Annotated in this window: 16 protein-coding genes; 10 read left to right on the forward strand and 6 right to left on the reverse strand. The window is 52.4% G+C overall.

The window, feature by feature from the left end:
- Positions 1-13: 13 nt before the first annotated feature.
- The 3 genes from ftsX to ftsY are packed head-to-tail and all read right to left on the reverse strand — an operon-like array spanning position 14 to position 2,628.
- Entirely contained in the window at positions 14-904 is an 891-nt protein-coding gene (gene ftsX, locus INP79_RS04120) for a permease-like cell division protein FtsX (protein ID WP_194753039.1), read from the reverse strand.
- A 40-nt stretch (positions 905-944) separates the two neighbouring features.
- Positions 945-1,622, reverse strand: a complete 678-nt coding sequence (gene ftsE / locus INP79_RS04125; RefSeq protein WP_194753041.1) for a cell division ATP-binding protein FtsE — start codon at positions 1,620-1,622, stop codon at positions 945-947.
- Between the two features lie 19 nt (positions 1,623-1,641).
- Positions 1,642-2,628, reverse strand: coding sequence for a signal recognition particle-docking protein FtsY (gene ftsY, locus INP79_RS04130; protein ID WP_194753042.1), 987 nt, complete (start codon positions 2,626-2,628; stop codon positions 1,642-1,644).
- A 188-nt stretch (positions 2,629-2,816) separates the two neighbouring features.
- On the opposite strand from ftsY, the gene INP79_RS04135 reads away from it, so the two are divergent.
- Both INP79_RS04135 and INP79_RS04140 read left to right on the forward strand, forming a co-directional pair.
- Positions 2,817-4,217 (forward strand): pitrilysin family protein, encoded by a 1,401-nt coding sequence (locus INP79_RS04135; RefSeq protein ID WP_194753044.1) that lies wholly within the window; start codon positions 2,817-2,819, stop codon positions 4,215-4,217.
- Positions 4,218-4,274: 57 nt separating this feature from the next.
- Positions 4,275-5,585 carry a pitrilysin family protein gene (locus INP79_RS04140; RefSeq protein WP_194753045.1) on the forward strand — a complete coding sequence of 437 codons (1,311 nt, stop codon included), beginning with the start codon at positions 4,275-4,277 and terminating at the stop codon, positions 5,583-5,585.
- 42 nt (positions 5,586-5,627) lie between these two features.
- Here the strand turns inward: INP79_RS04140 and INP79_RS04145 are convergent, their stop codons facing one another.
- On the reverse strand, positions 5,628-5,825 hold the full coding sequence (locus INP79_RS04145) for a PLDc N-terminal domain-containing protein (RefSeq protein WP_194753046.1): 198 nt from the start codon (positions 5,823-5,825) through the stop codon (positions 5,628-5,630).
- 131 nt (positions 5,826-5,956) lie between these two features.
- On the opposite strand from INP79_RS04145, the gene rsmD reads away from it, so the two are divergent.
- The 5 genes from rsmD (at position 5,957) to INP79_RS04170 (ending at position 8,041) form a co-directional block, all read left to right on the forward strand.
- Positions 5,957-6,496: a 16S rRNA (guanine(966)-N(2))-methyltransferase RsmD gene (rsmD, locus tag INP79_RS04150; protein ID WP_194753047.1), complete on the forward strand. Its 540-nt coding sequence runs from the start codon at positions 5,957-5,959 to the stop codon at positions 6,494-6,496.
- A gap of 39 nt (positions 6,497-6,535) precedes the next feature.
- Positions 6,536-7,024 carry a pantetheine-phosphate adenylyltransferase gene (gene coaD / locus INP79_RS04155; RefSeq protein WP_194740703.1) on the forward strand — a complete coding sequence of 163 codons (489 nt, stop codon included), beginning with the start codon at positions 6,536-6,538 and terminating at the stop codon, positions 7,022-7,024.
- Positions 7,025-7,063: 39 nt separating this feature from the next.
- Complete coding sequence (locus INP79_RS04160; protein ID WP_194753048.1) at positions 7,064-7,315, forward strand: YfhL family 4Fe-4S dicluster ferredoxin; 252 nt, start codon at positions 7,064-7,066, stop codon at positions 7,313-7,315.
- Positions 7,316-7,377: 62 nt separating this feature from the next.
- A complete protein-coding gene (gloA, locus tag INP79_RS04165) occupies positions 7,378-7,785 on the forward strand; it encodes a lactoylglutathione lyase (protein WP_194753049.1) in 408 nt (135 codons plus the stop codon).
- Positions 7,778-8,041 (forward strand): hypothetical protein, encoded by a 264-nt coding sequence (locus INP79_RS04170; RefSeq protein WP_194753051.1) that lies wholly within the window; start codon positions 7,778-7,780, stop codon positions 8,039-8,041. Before gloA ends, INP79_RS04170 begins: the two co-directional genes overlap by 8 nt.
- 9 nt (positions 8,042-8,050) lie before the next feature.
- On the opposite strand, the gene INP79_RS04175 is transcribed toward INP79_RS04170, so the two are convergent.
- A complete protein-coding gene (locus tag INP79_RS04175; RefSeq protein ID WP_194753052.1) occupies positions 8,051-8,272 on the reverse strand; it encodes a hypothetical protein in 222 nt (73 codons plus the stop codon).
- A 295-nt stretch (positions 8,273-8,567) separates the two neighbouring features.
- Between INP79_RS04175 and ppc the strand changes: the two genes are divergently transcribed.
- Complete coding sequence (ppc, locus tag INP79_RS04180) at positions 8,568-11,363, forward strand: phosphoenolpyruvate carboxylase (RefSeq protein ID WP_194753054.1); 2,796 nt, start codon at positions 8,568-8,570, stop codon at positions 11,361-11,363.
- Between the two features lie 58 nt (positions 11,364-11,421).
- Here ppc and INP79_RS04185 read toward each other — a convergent pair whose 3' ends face one another.
- Positions 11,422-11,625: a CsbD family protein gene (locus INP79_RS04185; RefSeq protein ID WP_194753055.1), complete on the reverse strand. Its 204-nt coding sequence runs from the start codon at positions 11,623-11,625 to the stop codon at positions 11,422-11,424.
- Positions 11,626-11,829: 204 nt separating this feature from the next.
- On the opposite strand from INP79_RS04185, the gene INP79_RS04190 reads away from it, so the two are divergent.
- Both INP79_RS04190 and lolD read left to right on the forward strand, forming a co-directional pair.
- Positions 11,830-13,134, forward strand: coding sequence for a lipoprotein-releasing ABC transporter permease subunit (locus INP79_RS04190; RefSeq protein WP_194753056.1), 1,305 nt, complete (start codon positions 11,830-11,832; stop codon positions 13,132-13,134).
- Positions 13,127-13,831: a lipoprotein-releasing ABC transporter ATP-binding protein LolD gene (gene lolD / locus INP79_RS04195; protein WP_194753057.1), complete on the forward strand. Its 705-nt coding sequence runs from the start codon at positions 13,127-13,129 to the stop codon at positions 13,829-13,831. The genes INP79_RS04190 and lolD overlap by 8 nt, the downstream gene beginning before the upstream one ends.
- Positions 13,832-13,839: the final 8 nt, after the last annotated feature.

The raw sequence follows: 13,839 nt of genomic DNA on the forward strand, positions 1-13,839 counted from the left end.
AAATAGATCGATCTTAGCGCTTCTGCGTCAATGCAATAAACGCCGCAATCCAACCAATCGCAATGGTGGTGAGCAGCATCAGTCCGCCCACATTAAACAGGTGGAACACCAAGTGAAAATTGCTTTGGTAATTGTTTGCCAGCAGTTGCACCGGTTGTCTCAGGTTCCACACAATCATGAATAATAGGACGATGGCAATCAGGCCACCCCCCAGCCCGTAAGCGCCTCCCATATATAAAAACGGACGGCGGATAAAGCTGTGGGTAGCACCAATCAGGCGGCTGACTTCGATTTCGGCTTCGTGCGTGAGCACTTGCATGCGCACGGTGTTGCTGATGACGGTGATCATGGCGATGCCAAGCAGACTGGCAAAAATGATAGCAATGCGTTTGCCCAACACCAGCATGGAATGCAGGCGCTCAATCCAGACGCTGTCGATGACTAGCTCTTCGACCTCTCCGCGTTTTTGCAGCAAGTCCTGCACCGGTTTGACTGAAGCAGGTTGCGTGTCCGTCAGGGTGATAAACAATGCATCGGGTAGCGGGTTTTGTGGCAGGTCTACGAGCAGGTCTTTTTGCAAAAACTGCGCGCCCAGCTGCTTGATCGCATCTTCCTTGGGCACGTAACGCACCTCTTTGACTTGCGGCAAGGCCTGGACGTCGTTAATCAGGCGCTGGATCAGGTTGGCATTGGTGGATGACTTGAGGAAGGCGCTGATTTGCGCATCCTGTTTAATTGAGCGCGACATATCTTGCAGGTTATCCAGACCGACAAACAGCAGGCCGGGCAGGGTGGCGGTGATGCCGATCACCATGCAGATGGTAAGCGTATTCAGCCAGTGACTTTTTAAGCGCTGCAGGACCAGATCTATGGCCAGCGCGTGTTGATTGAGCCAGTTTTTCATGCACTTATTCTCGTTAACGTAGCACTCATAAAGGTGGCACTCATAACATTGCCGTTTGCGCAGGCATGGCGCTGATGGTTTGCTGGTCGATATGCAAGGTGCGATAGGCGATGGTGCTGACCTGGCTCACGTCATGCATGGCAATCACCACGGTCACGCCGACATCGTTAAAGGCTTTGAGCAACTGCATGATTTCCAGTGAGGCGGCTTGATCCAGTCCGCCTGTAGGTTCGTCCGCAATGACAATCGAAGGGCGGCTGACGACCGCGCGCGCAATGGCCAAGCGTTGTTGCTCACCGCCGGAAAGCGTAATCGGCATGGCTTTTTCTTTATTCAGCAAGCCGACTTTATCCAGCGCAGCACGCACGCGGCGCGCGGCTTCTTCACCGGTAATGCCCTGTATGCTCAGTGGCAGGGCGACATTGTCAAAACTGTTACGGTCATACAGCAATTTGTGGTCCTGGAACACCAGGCCAAAACGACGGCGCAGGTAAGGTACAGCATTCGGGTGCAACTGGCTGATGTCCTGCTGGTTGATCAGGATATGCCCGCTGGAAGGTAATTCTATGCCCGCCATGAGTTTGAGCAGGGTACTTTTACCCGCGCCAGAGTGGCCGGTGACCAGCACAAAATCGCCTTTGTCTATGCTAAAGCTGACCTGGCGGAATAAATGCGCGCTATTGGGATAGCGCATGCTGACATTATTAAAAACAATCATAGTTTAAACACTGTCATGGCTAGTCATCAATCAGGGCATCAATAAAGTCATTGGCATTAAATGGGCGCAAGTCATCAATACTTTCACCCACGCCAATAAAGCGTACCGGAATCTTATTGGCAGATTGCTGGCTGAGGTGGGCAATGGCTGCAATCACGCCACCTTTGGCCGTGCCGTCCAGTTTAGTTAAGGCCAGGCCTGTGACGCCTAACGCCTCATTGAACGCTTTGAGCTGATTGACGGCATTCTGGCCTGTGTTGGCATCCAGCACCAGCAAAATTTCGTGCGGTGCGCCAGGCAATGCCTTGTCGATGACGCGTTGCACTTTCTTGATTTCATCCATCAGGTGTAATTGTGTTGGCAGGCGACCGGCCGTGTCGGCAATTACCACGTCGATTTTTTTAGCGATGGCAGAATTGACCGCATCATAAATCACGGCAGCCGGGTCACCACTTTCTGAGGCAACCACATGCACATCGTTGCGCTCGCCCCATACCTGCAATTGCTCGCGCGCGGCGGCACGGAAGGTATCGCCTGCCGCAATCAGCACACTATGGCCTTGCGCTTGCAGGTATTTAGCCAGTTTGCCGATGGTGGTGGTCTTGCCTGCGCCATTCACGCCGACCATCATCATGACATAAGGACGATGGGCGCTGACATCAAGCGGTGCTTCTAATGGAGACAGCAGATCAAGTAAGGTGTCTTTGAGCGCTTGTTTTAACGCAATGGTGTCTTGCAAATCCTGTTTTTTGACCCGGTTGCGCAGTTGTTCCAGCAAGTATTGCGTGGCGTTTACACCGACGTCGGAAGTGAGCAGGATGGTTTCCAGCTCCTCGTAAATGGCTTCATCAATCTTGCCGCCGCCAAACAGGGCACTCAGTTGCCCGCCCAACTGCTGGCGTGTTTTGGCCAGGCCGTTTTTTAAGCGCTGCGTCCAGCTCAGGCTGGTGGCTTCTGTTGCGGGGGGCGTGACGGGCTCGGTTTTTTTAGCAAAAGGATTGAACATGGCGGCTTAAAACTCGGTAATATCGGTATTTTAAGCTGAATCGACGTTTCCTGCCACGATTAGGCGCAGGTCGCGGCTGTTGCCAGGGATCATCATCTAGATGCTAGAACTAACCCAGGCGCTGGCTGGTCTCAAACAATACTTTTTTGAATCCTTTTATTTTCCTTCTCTTTGTGAATCTGGACAACATGAAAACATCAATCAATTTAGCGCGGCATTTAATGCGTCCAAGCTTGCTGGCTGCGCTGATCAGCAGTTATGCCTTACCGGGGCATGCCGAGATTGTGCAAACGACCCTCAAAAATGGCCTGAAAGTCATTGTGCAGGAAGACCACAGGGCGCCGGTGGTGGTGTCGCAAGTGTGGTATCGCGCAGGTTCTTTGGACGAGGTGAATGGCAAAACCGGGGTGGCGCATGTGCTGGAGCATATGATGTTCAAGGGCACGCAAAAAGTCCCGGCCGGGCAGTTCTCGCGCCAGGTGGCTGCGGCAGGTGGTAAGGAAAATGCGTTTACCAGCAAAGATTACACCTGTTATTTCCAGCAACTGGAGAAGTCCAGATTGCCACTCTCTTTTAAGCTGGAAGCTGACCGCATGGCCAATTTGCAAATCGCTGACGCAGAGTTTGCCAAAGAGATTGAAGTGGTGAAAGAAGAGCGGCGCTGGCGTACTGAAGACAAGCCGCAATCACGTGTGAATGAGCAGTTTGAGGCTTCTGTGTACCGGGCGCATCCTTATGGGCGGCCGGTGGTGGGTTTTATGAATGACCTGGAAAATATGACCGCCGCCGATGCGCGTGAGTGGTATCGCACCTGGTATGCCCCCAACAACGCGACCATTGTCGTTGTCGGCGATGTCAAGGCGCAGGACGTGTTTGCGCTGGCTGAGAAAAACTTTGGCAAACTGGCTGCAAAAACCTTGCCCGCACGTAAACCACAAGTAGAGCCTGTGCAATTGGGCGAGCGACGCGCCATTGTCAAAGCCCCGGCCAAACTGCCATATTTTGTGATGGGCTTTCATGCGCCCGCCCTCAAGAATGGCGAAGTCTATAGCGAACAGGACTGGGAGCCTTATGCGCTGGAAGTGCTGTCTAGCATTTTAAGTGGCAACGGTGCTTCGCGCCTGAACCAGAAACTGGTACGCGAGCAGGCGATTGCCCTGGAAATTGATACCGCTTATGACAGCACGAACCGTGGCCAGACCTCGACCTTTGAGGTCGCGGCTTCGCCGAGTGATGGCGTGTCGCAGGAGGCATTGATCAAGGCCATTTGGGCGCAAATCGATGAACTCAAGAATAACGGCGTGACTGCGGCTGAGTTGCACCGCGTGAAAGCCGCCGTGATTGCGGCAGATGTGTATAAACGCGACTCGGTGTTCTATCAGGCCATGCAAATCGGGCAACTCGAAACCATGCATTATCCCTTGTCATTATTGCAAAGCAATGCTGCCAGGGTGCAGGCCGTGACGTCTGAGCAAGTGCAGGCAGTGGCTAAGAAGTATTTGTTGCCGGATCAACTGACCCTGGTCAGCCTGGATCCGCAACCGATGACAGCCGACCAGAAACCCGTTGGTCGTCCGCATCAGCACTAGTTTATTTTTACTGATTTAATTTAATGCGCCTGCACGACAGGCGAATCAAGGAACAGCATGAACGTAATTGGTTTTTTAAAAGTGGCCTTACTGGCACTGGTGTTGCAAAGCTATGCAGCCAATGTCCTGGCCGCCCTGAACATCCAGCACTGGACGACAGCAGAAGGCAGTGAAGTGTATTTTGTTGAAAACCACTCACTGCCCATGATGGATGTCAGCATTAATTTTCGCGCGGGTAGCGCGTATGACAACCCTGAAACTGGCGGCACCGCGGCGGTCACGCATCATTTGATGGCATTGGTCGCTGGTGGGTTGGAAGAGGAGGCGCTGACCAATCGTTTTGCGGATATTGGTGCCGTGCTGGGTGGCAGCTTTGACGCTGACCGCGCCAGTTTTAAATTGCGTACATTGACCAGTGAGCAGCAGGCTGCGCTGGATGCATTTGTACTGGTTTTGCACAAACCAGATTTTCCGCAGGCGGTGCTTGCGCGTGAGCAGGCACGTATTGTTGCTGCTTTGCAGGAGGCTGAAACCGAGCCTGACAGTATCGCGCAAAAAGCGTTTATGCAGTCCGTGTATGGCATGCATCCTTACAGCCTGGATCAAAACGGTGAAATCTCCACCGTGCAGTCGCTAACGGCGGCGCAGTTACGCCAGTTTTACCAAACCTATTACACAGCCAAGTCTGCAGTGATCGCCATGATGGGCGATTTGACCATTGAGCAAGCCAAGCAGATTGCCGCGCGCTTGAGTGCCGGTTTGCCACAAGGGCCTGCAGTAGCCCCGGTGCTGCCTGTGACGGCACCTGCCTCGGCCAGCGTGAAAAAAATACCGCATCCGGCGGTGCAGGCGCATATTCTGCTGGGGCAGCCCGGCAATAAACGCGGCGATGCGGATTTTTTCCCTTTATATGTGGGTAACTATATTCTGGGTGGTGGCGGTTTTGTTTCACGCCTGACTGAAGAGGTGCGCGAGAAACGTGGCTTGGCCTACAGTGTGTACAGCTACTTTATGCCGATGAGCCAGTTAGGCCCGTTCCAGATTGGCTTGCAAACCAAAAAGGAGCAGGCTGATGAAGCGCTCAAGCTGGTGAAAGAAACGGTGCAGCAATTTGTAGATAAAGGCGTGACGGAAAAAGAGCTGGCGGCGGCCAAGGATAACCTGATTGGCGGTTTTCCGTTGCGCATAGACAGCAATAGCAAGATTCTGGAATACCTGAATATGATAGGTTTTTACCAGCTGCCTCTGGATTACCTGGATAGCTTTAACGACCATGTGGCCCAAGTGACCGTGCAGCAGGTCAATGATGCCTTTAAGCGGCGTATTCATCCGGAAAGTTTTGCCACCGTCATTGTCGGGGCTGAATAGCAAAAAAGCCGACCATGTGGTCGGCTTTTTTATTACGGTGTATCAGGCGAGGCGTTTCTTACGCGCCAGCAGGTAGTATAAAAATGCACCCAGCAGATTGAGGAAGAAAATGACCAGAAACCAGACCAGTTTGTCTTCGCTCTGGTTGGCCAGGCAGTCCACCAGCATCCAAACCCAAAATAATCCCAGTGCCAGTGCAATCAGGCTGCCCAGTATGCCAAACCCCAATAAAAATTCCATGCTGTTTTCCTTTGTGAATTGCCGTGAATCATAGCACGATCCATTTGCATGGATATCCATGTAAATGTGGCTGAACCCTTGAACGCCTTTATAATCATGCTTTGTTGTTGCTAACGAATAGAACCATATTCATGAATCAAGTTCGACTGAATGCAGGCATTTGGCGTAGCCGCGTACTTAAATTTCCAGACGCAGAAGGACTGCGCCCGACCTCTGACCGTGTGCGCCAGACCTTGTTTAACTGGTTAGGCCAGGACCTGACAGGTAAAACCTGCCTGGATTTATTTGCTGGCACCGGGGCTTTGGGCTTTGAGGCTTTGTCACGCAATGCCAGGCAGGCCACCATGCTGGAGCTGGCCAAAGCACCATTACAGGCCTTGCTGCAAAACCAGCGTTTGCTGGGGGCCACGCAGGCCGATATCCGGCAGATGGATGCCTTGCAGTTTCTGGCACAAAACAAACAGCGTTTTGATGTGATTTTCTGCGATCCACCCTACCATAAACAGTGGCTGGATAAGTTGTTGCCGCAGTTGGCCAGCCACCTGGCCGACGATGGTTTGCTATATGTGGAAGCGGAATATGCGTTAAAATCTGACTCGGACTGGCAAGTGATCAAGTCCGGCAAGGCCGGGCAGGTGTTTTACCATCTGTTGCAGCTAGCGCAAGCATAGGTCAGGAACACCTTAAAAAAATATTCGGGGTAAAGGTGCATGAGTAAAACCAGAGTGGCAGTGTATCCGGGGACGTTTGATCCGATTACATTGGGGCATGAAGATATTGTGCGTAGAGCCGCCAATCTGTTTGATGAAGTGATTGTGGCGGTCGCGGGCAGCACCAGCAAGCAGACCTTGTTCAGCCTGCCAGAGCGCGTGGCGTTGGCTGAGTCTGTGTTTCATGGTGGCAATATCCGCGTGGTGGGGTTTGATGGCTTGCTGATGCAGTTTGTGCAGGCACAGGGCGGGCAGATGGTGATTCGTGGTTTGCGGGCTGCCAGTGATTTTGAGTACGAATTTCAACTGGCAGGCATGAACCGCAAATTGTATCCCAAACTGGAAACCCTGTTTATGACACCGGCTGAAGAGTTTATGTTTATTTCTTCCAGCCTGGTGCGCGAAGTGGCGCGTTTGGGTGGCGATGTGAACCAGTTTGTGTCGCCAGGCGTCGAAGTTGCGATCAAGCAAAAACTGGCTGCTGCTTAACGCTTTGCCAGATAGAGAATCCCTTATTTTTAAAGAGTCATGGCTTTATTTATTACCGACGAATGTATTAACTGCGATGTCTGCGAGCCGGTGTGCCCGAATGAGGCCATTTCGCAAGGCGCAGAGATTTATGAAATCAACCCTGACTTGTGCACGGAATGTGTTGGACATTACGATAAACCACAATGCCAGCAGGTGTGTCCTATCAGCTGCATCCCACTCGACCCTGACCGGCGCGAAACACCGGAGCAGCTGATGGAAAAGTATGTGCGCATCACTGCACATCCATGATTAGAACCAAAATTAAAACCTAAAATTAAAACTGAAGTTACCAGGATCTCAAGGAGTCAATAATGCGAGTATTACATACCATGTTGCGCGTAGGTGATTTGCAACGTTCGATTGATTTTTATACCGGTGTGCTGGGCATGAAGCTGATCCGTACCCAGGATTATCCAGATGGTGAATTTACGTTGGCGTTTGTCGGCTATGGCAATGAGTATGACAACACCGTGCTGGAACTCACATACAACTATGGCAAAACCGCTTATGAAATGGGCGGCGCTTATGGCCATATGGCAATTGAGGTCGATGATGCCTACAAGGCCTGTGAGCTGGTGAAAGCCAAGGGTGGCAAAGTGGTGCGCGAAGCCGGTCCGATGAAGCACGGTACGATAGTCATCGCGTTTATCGAAGATCCGGACGGTTATAAAATCGAATTCATCCAGAAGGGGACCATTGAGTACCCCGTGAATGTCTAACAGGGAGCACTTACTTGAGGCTGTGGCGCTGGCGCAAGCTGGCGACTGGGACGCGGCCCACAATATCGCGCAGGATTACAGTGACAGCACGGCGAACTGGATACATGCTGTGCTGCATAAAATTGAAGGCGATAGCTGGAATAGCAAGTACTGGTATGCCAAAAGCGGTGGTCACCAGTATGAAGATTACGGCCCGGATGTCGCCACCGAACTGGCGGCCATTCAACAATGGCTGGTCACTGCTACCGCGCAATAGCTTGATTGCTTACTTATGATCCTCGTCGGCAGGGCGACGGCTGGAAACAAAAATCCCCCACAGTGACTGCACAAACAGGCCGATCACGGTGCCGGTGATAAATAGCAGCAGGCAGGCGAGCAAACACACCAACAGCAAGAAGGCATCTTGTTGCCACAGGCCCAGCGCAGATAATGACTGCCAGACAGTCAATATTTGCTGTATCCAATGATCAAGATTGATAAGCGCCATGTGTTTATTATGCCTGAGCCAGCGCAGGCATGTAATCAGTCAGCCCATGCATGGATGTCTACAGCCAACATTTTGCATCATTTTACGGGTTCCCTCTTTTAGCCAACGTTAAGCTTTAAAGCCAGGCTTGCCATCACAAGAGCCAAATCAGTGCATCTTATCGCCTGATGACGGTGCATCTCTGCTATTTCGATTCTTTAACGCCATGATTCTTAAGTGAAAAAAACCGCCTTGAAGATGGCCTGCTTGTTGCTAGTCTATCATGGAGCTCGCACTGAGCTAGAGGAGAGGCACCATGAACAAAAAACTTGCGGCCAGTGCCACGATGTCAGTCGCCATGGCTTCGGCGGAAACACGGCTGTCCGAAAATATTACATTACTGGGTGTGTTGCTCGACAAGGCCATTCTGGAGGTGGAGGGGGAGGAGATCTCCCGGAAGATTGCTGCTATTCGGCAGGCTGCACTGCGTTTTCACCAGACACATGACCAGCAAGCCTCGCTAGACCTTGAGCAGTTATTGGCTGGCCTGAGTCTGGAGCACACCGTGCGTGTCGTGCGGGCACTGGCTTATTTCAAGCATTTGGTGAATCTGGCTGAGGATTTATACGGCCAGCAATTGGGGCATTGTCAGCAGAATACGCCTGCGCCCGGCATGCTTTCATATACTTTGTTGCAAATCAAAGAAGCCGGGATTCCGGCGGACACCATTAAACACCTGTTAGAGGATGCCCTGATTTCCCCTGTGCTGACCGCACACCCCACGGAAGTACAGCGCAAAAGTGTGCTGGATATTGAGCGTCTGATTGCCGAGTTGCTGGCTGCGCGTGCGGCTATGGTGTCTGAGCGGCAGTTGGCGCGCAATACGCTGCTGTTGCAAGGCGCTGTGTCTGCGTTATGGCAAACCCGCATGATGCGCTATTCAAAACTCAGTGTGCTCAACGAAATTGAAAATGCATTAACCTACTATGAGAGTACGTTTTTACATGTGATCCCAGAGATTTTGCAGGACATTGAGTGCGATCTGGCCGATGTGTTGCCTGATGCGGCATTGCCTGGCTTCTTGCGCATGGGCAGCTGGATAGGCGGTGATCGCGATGGTAATCCGTTTGTGAATGGCGGGACCTTGCGCGAGAGTGTGCGCTTGCAGGCCATCACCTTGTTCAAGTTTTATTTGCAGGAGCTGTCGGCCTTAAAGCGCGAGCTGGCCGTTTCAACCCGGGTGGTTGGCGTGGACGATGCGGTGCTACAGCTAAGCAAAACGTCGCGCGACCAATCACAACACCGGCTGGACGAACCTTATCGCCTGGCGCTTAACGGTATTCACGATCGCTTACTGGCGACGGCCAATACGTTACTGCCACAAGGTGGCTGGGTGTTGGCCGAAGACATGGCCGCCGACCCTTACGAAACGCCAGAGGCCTTGCTGGCACCTTTGCAAACCATCGCCGACTCTTTGCGAGCACATCAGGGTGAGGCCTTGATTTACCCGCGACTGGGCAAGCTGATCAAGGCCATTGCCACGTTTGGCTTTCACCTGGCAACGGTGGATATCCGGCAATCCTCAGATGTGCACGAAGCGGTGATTACCGAGTTATTACAAAAAGCCGGGCATGACTTTGATTATGCCGGGTTTAATGAGGATGAAAAAATCGGTATTTTGCTGGAAGAGCTCAAGCAGCCGCGCTTGCTGTTTTCACCGTTCCAGCAATATTCCGAGCTGGTGCATAAAGAAATTGGTGTGCTGGTGGCGGTGCGCGAGATGCGCGAACGTTTTGGCGAGCATGCGGTGCGGCAATATATTATTTCGCATACCGAGACCTTGTCTGACCTGCTGGAAGTGGCTTTGCTACAACGCGAGGCAGGTTTGCTGCGTGGTGTGTGGGGCTCGGCCAACATCCAGGTCGATTTGAATATTGTGCCGCTGTTTGAAACCATCGCCGACTTACGCGATGCCCCGATGATTATGGGTAAGTGGCTGAGCCTGCTTGGTATCCGCCACGTGATTCGTTATCAGGGCAACGAGCAGGAAGTGATGCTTGGGTATTCTGATAGCAATAAGGATGGTGGTTTTTTAACCTCCAATTGGGAGTTGTATAAAGCAGAAATCTCACTGGTGGAGTTGTTTAACCAGGCCAACGTCAAATTGCGCCTGTTCCATGGCCGTGGGGGTACGGTGGGGCGTGGTGGTGGCCCGACTTACCAGGCCATCATGGCGCAACCCAAAGGCACGGTGGATGGCCAGATTCGCCTCACCGAGCAAGGCGAAATTATTTCCACGCGTTATGCCGATCCGGTGGTCGGTCGGCAGCATCTGGAAACACTGATTGCCGCCACGCTGGATGCGACATTATTCCCGACTGACCAACTGGAGTCCGGCAAACGACGTGCTTTCGAAGGTGTGATGGAAACACTGTCTGCCACCGCCATGACCAGCTATCGCAGCCTGGTCTATGAAACACCTGGTTTTGCCGAGTACTTTTTTAATACCACCCCGATTAACGAAATTGCCGAACTCAACTTAGGTAGCCGTCCGGCTGCACGCAAATCGACGCGTCGCATCGAGGATTTACGCGCGATTCCGTGGGGATTCTCCTGGGGGCAATGCCGCCTGTTGTTGCCCGGCTGGTACGGCCTGGGCAGCGCCATCCATCATTTTTTGCAGCAGGATCCAGCGTTAAAAGAAGCGCGGCTGGCCATGTTGCTTGAAATGCAGGCGCATTGGCCATTGTTTAATACCTTGATTCAGAATGTGGACATGGTGCTGGCTAAAACTGACCTGATTGTGGCGCGCCATTATGCCCATTTGCTGGAAGACCGTGAGCTGCGTGAAGAGATTTTCAGCCGCATTGCACAGGAGCACAAGCTGACTACGGACGCAGTCAATCTGTTACTTGGCACCACGCAGCGCCTGGCCACTCAGCCAGTAATTGCCAAATCTATCCGTGATCGTCTGCCGTATCTTGACCCCATGAATCATCTGCAGGTAGAAATGATTCAGCGCTACCGTAATGGTGAAACGGATGAAAAACTGAAGTGGGCGATACCACTGACGATTAACGGCATTGCCACCAGCTTGCGCAATACAGGGTAAGCATTGCTTCGACATGAAAAAAGGACAAGCTAGACTTGTCCTTTTTTGGCACATTAGCTTAGTGCTTATGTTTGCTTTCCCAGGACCTGATTTGCTTTTCAGCTTCATCCTTGGTGATGCCGTAACGTTCCTGGATTTTACCGGCGACCTGGTCGCGTTTACCTTCAATCACATCCAGATCATCGTTGGTTAACTTGCCCCATTGTTCCTGGACTTTGCCTTTAAGTTGTTTCCAGTTGCCTTCAAAAATATCTTTATTCATGTTGAAGCTCCTCAATTTAAGAATGGTGTTCAGGTCATTAACCTGTGTTGCATGTTAAAGATAAAGCCGCTTGGATTCAGTCGGCGCGTGGACTAACTTGAGGTCAGATAAGGCTGACATGGGGCGTCAGAAAAGCTGTTTTTAAGTATGACTTTACGTGTGTGCGGGTTCCGCTGGGCCATTAAAAGCTGTTAAGATTCGGGCATGAAGAACACACTTTCTGCGTTGGGCCAATCGCTGCTGCAACGATTGCCCTATGAATACTGGATAGGCTGGCGCTATACGCGCGCCAAGCGTAACAACCATTTCATTTCTTTTATCTCCCTGACCAGCATGGTGGGTATTGCGCTAGGCGTGATGGCGCTCATTGTGGTGTTGTCGGTGATGAACGGGTTTCAGGACGAGTTGCGTAAACGCATCCTGGGCGTGGCCTCACATATTGAGGTGCGTGGCTTTGATGTGGGGCTGGCTGGCTGGCAAGATTTGCAGCAGCAGATTCAATCGATTCCACCTAAGTCTGTGGCTAGCCCAATTGAAGGGGTTGCGCCTTATATCATGGCGCAAGGCATGCTGACCTATGACCAAGCGGTGCAGGGGGTGCTCATTCGTGGCGTATTGCCTGCGCAGGAAGCCCGTGTATCTGAGCTTTCCAGCCAGATGAAAATTGGCCAGTTAAAAGACTTGCAGGCCGGGCAATTTAATATTGTGCTTGGCTCAGACCTCGCCATGGCGCTCGGTGTGCGTGTGGGTGAAAAAGTCGTGTTGATGGCGCCGCAAGGACAGGTGACGCCTGCGGGTTTAGTCCCGCGCATCAAGCAATTTACGGTGGCGGGTATTTTCCAGGTGGGTATGTATGAGTATGACGCCGGGTTGGCATTGATTCACCTTGATGACGCTGCCAAGCTATATCGCTTGGGTGATCAGGTGTCTGGCCTGCGTTTGAAGCTGGCCGATTTGTTTATGGCCGACCGTGTGAGTCGCGAGCTGGTCCAGGCATTGGGCCCTAACTATTACGTGACTGACTGGACACAGCAGCATGCCAATTTCTTTAAAGCGATTCAGCTCGAGAAGCGCGTGATGTTTATTATCCTGGCGCTGATTGTGGCCGTGGCTGCGTTCAATATTGTGTCTACGCTGGTGATGGCGGTGACCGACAAGCGTGCGGATATTGCGATTTTGCGCACCATGGGTGCCACGCCGCAAGCCATCCGCAAGATGTTTGTGGTGCAGGGCGCGATGATAGGCATTATCGGCACGGTGTCTGGTGCGGTGCTGGGCGTGATACTGGCATTGAATATTGAAACCGTGGTGCCATGGATAGAACACACATTCAATGTGCAGTTTTTATCCAAAGATGTGTATTACATCAGTGACTTACCTTCTAAACTGATGTGGTCAGATGTGACGGCAATTGTCGGTTTGTCTATTTTGCTCAGCCTGGTCGCCACCTTGTATCCAAGTGCGCGTGCAGCCAGCATGAATCCGGCGGAGGCCTTGCGTTATGAGTGAGTTGATATTGCAATGCCAGGGCCTGGCGAAAACCTATCAGGGGCTGGATACCTCGGTATTGACTGGCGTCGATCTACAATTGGCTGCTGGCGATCATGTGGCGATTGTCGGGGCTTCTGGCAGCGGCAAAAGCACCTTGCTGCATCTACTGGGCGGGCTGGATGCGCCCACGCAGGGCGAGGTGGCATGGTTGGGCAAGCCGCTGGCCAGTTTGTCTGAGCGCGACAAAAGTGCCATGCGTAACCAGTATCTGGGCTTTGTCTACCAGTTTCACCATTTGCTGCCAGAATTTAGTGCGCTGGAAAACGTGGCCATGCCCTTATTGATTCGCCGCATGCCGAGAACACAAGCGCTGGCACAGGCTGAGCACTATTTGTCGCTGGTTGGGTTATCACACCGGCTGGAACACACGCCAGGTGAGCTCTCAGGTGGTGAGCGTCAACGCGCAGCGCTGGCACGCGCCCTGGTCACGCAGCCGCGTTGTATCCTGGCTGATGAGCCGACCGGCAACCTTGATCGGCAAACGGCAGAGCAGGTGTTTGAATTGCTGTTGCAAATACAGTCACAACAAGGTACAGCGTTAGTCGTCGTCACGCACGACTTGTCACTGGCGGCACGTATGCACCGGCAGTATCGTTTGCAGGATGGCACACTGCAAACCCTGGGCTCTGCGCCGCAGGATGTGATTGCCAGTTAGCGTGACCA

Origin of the sequence: Methylophilus sp. QUAN, assembly GCF_015354445.1 — a bacterium.
GTDB lineage: Bacteria > Pseudomonadota > Gammaproteobacteria > Burkholderiales > Methylophilaceae > Methylophilus.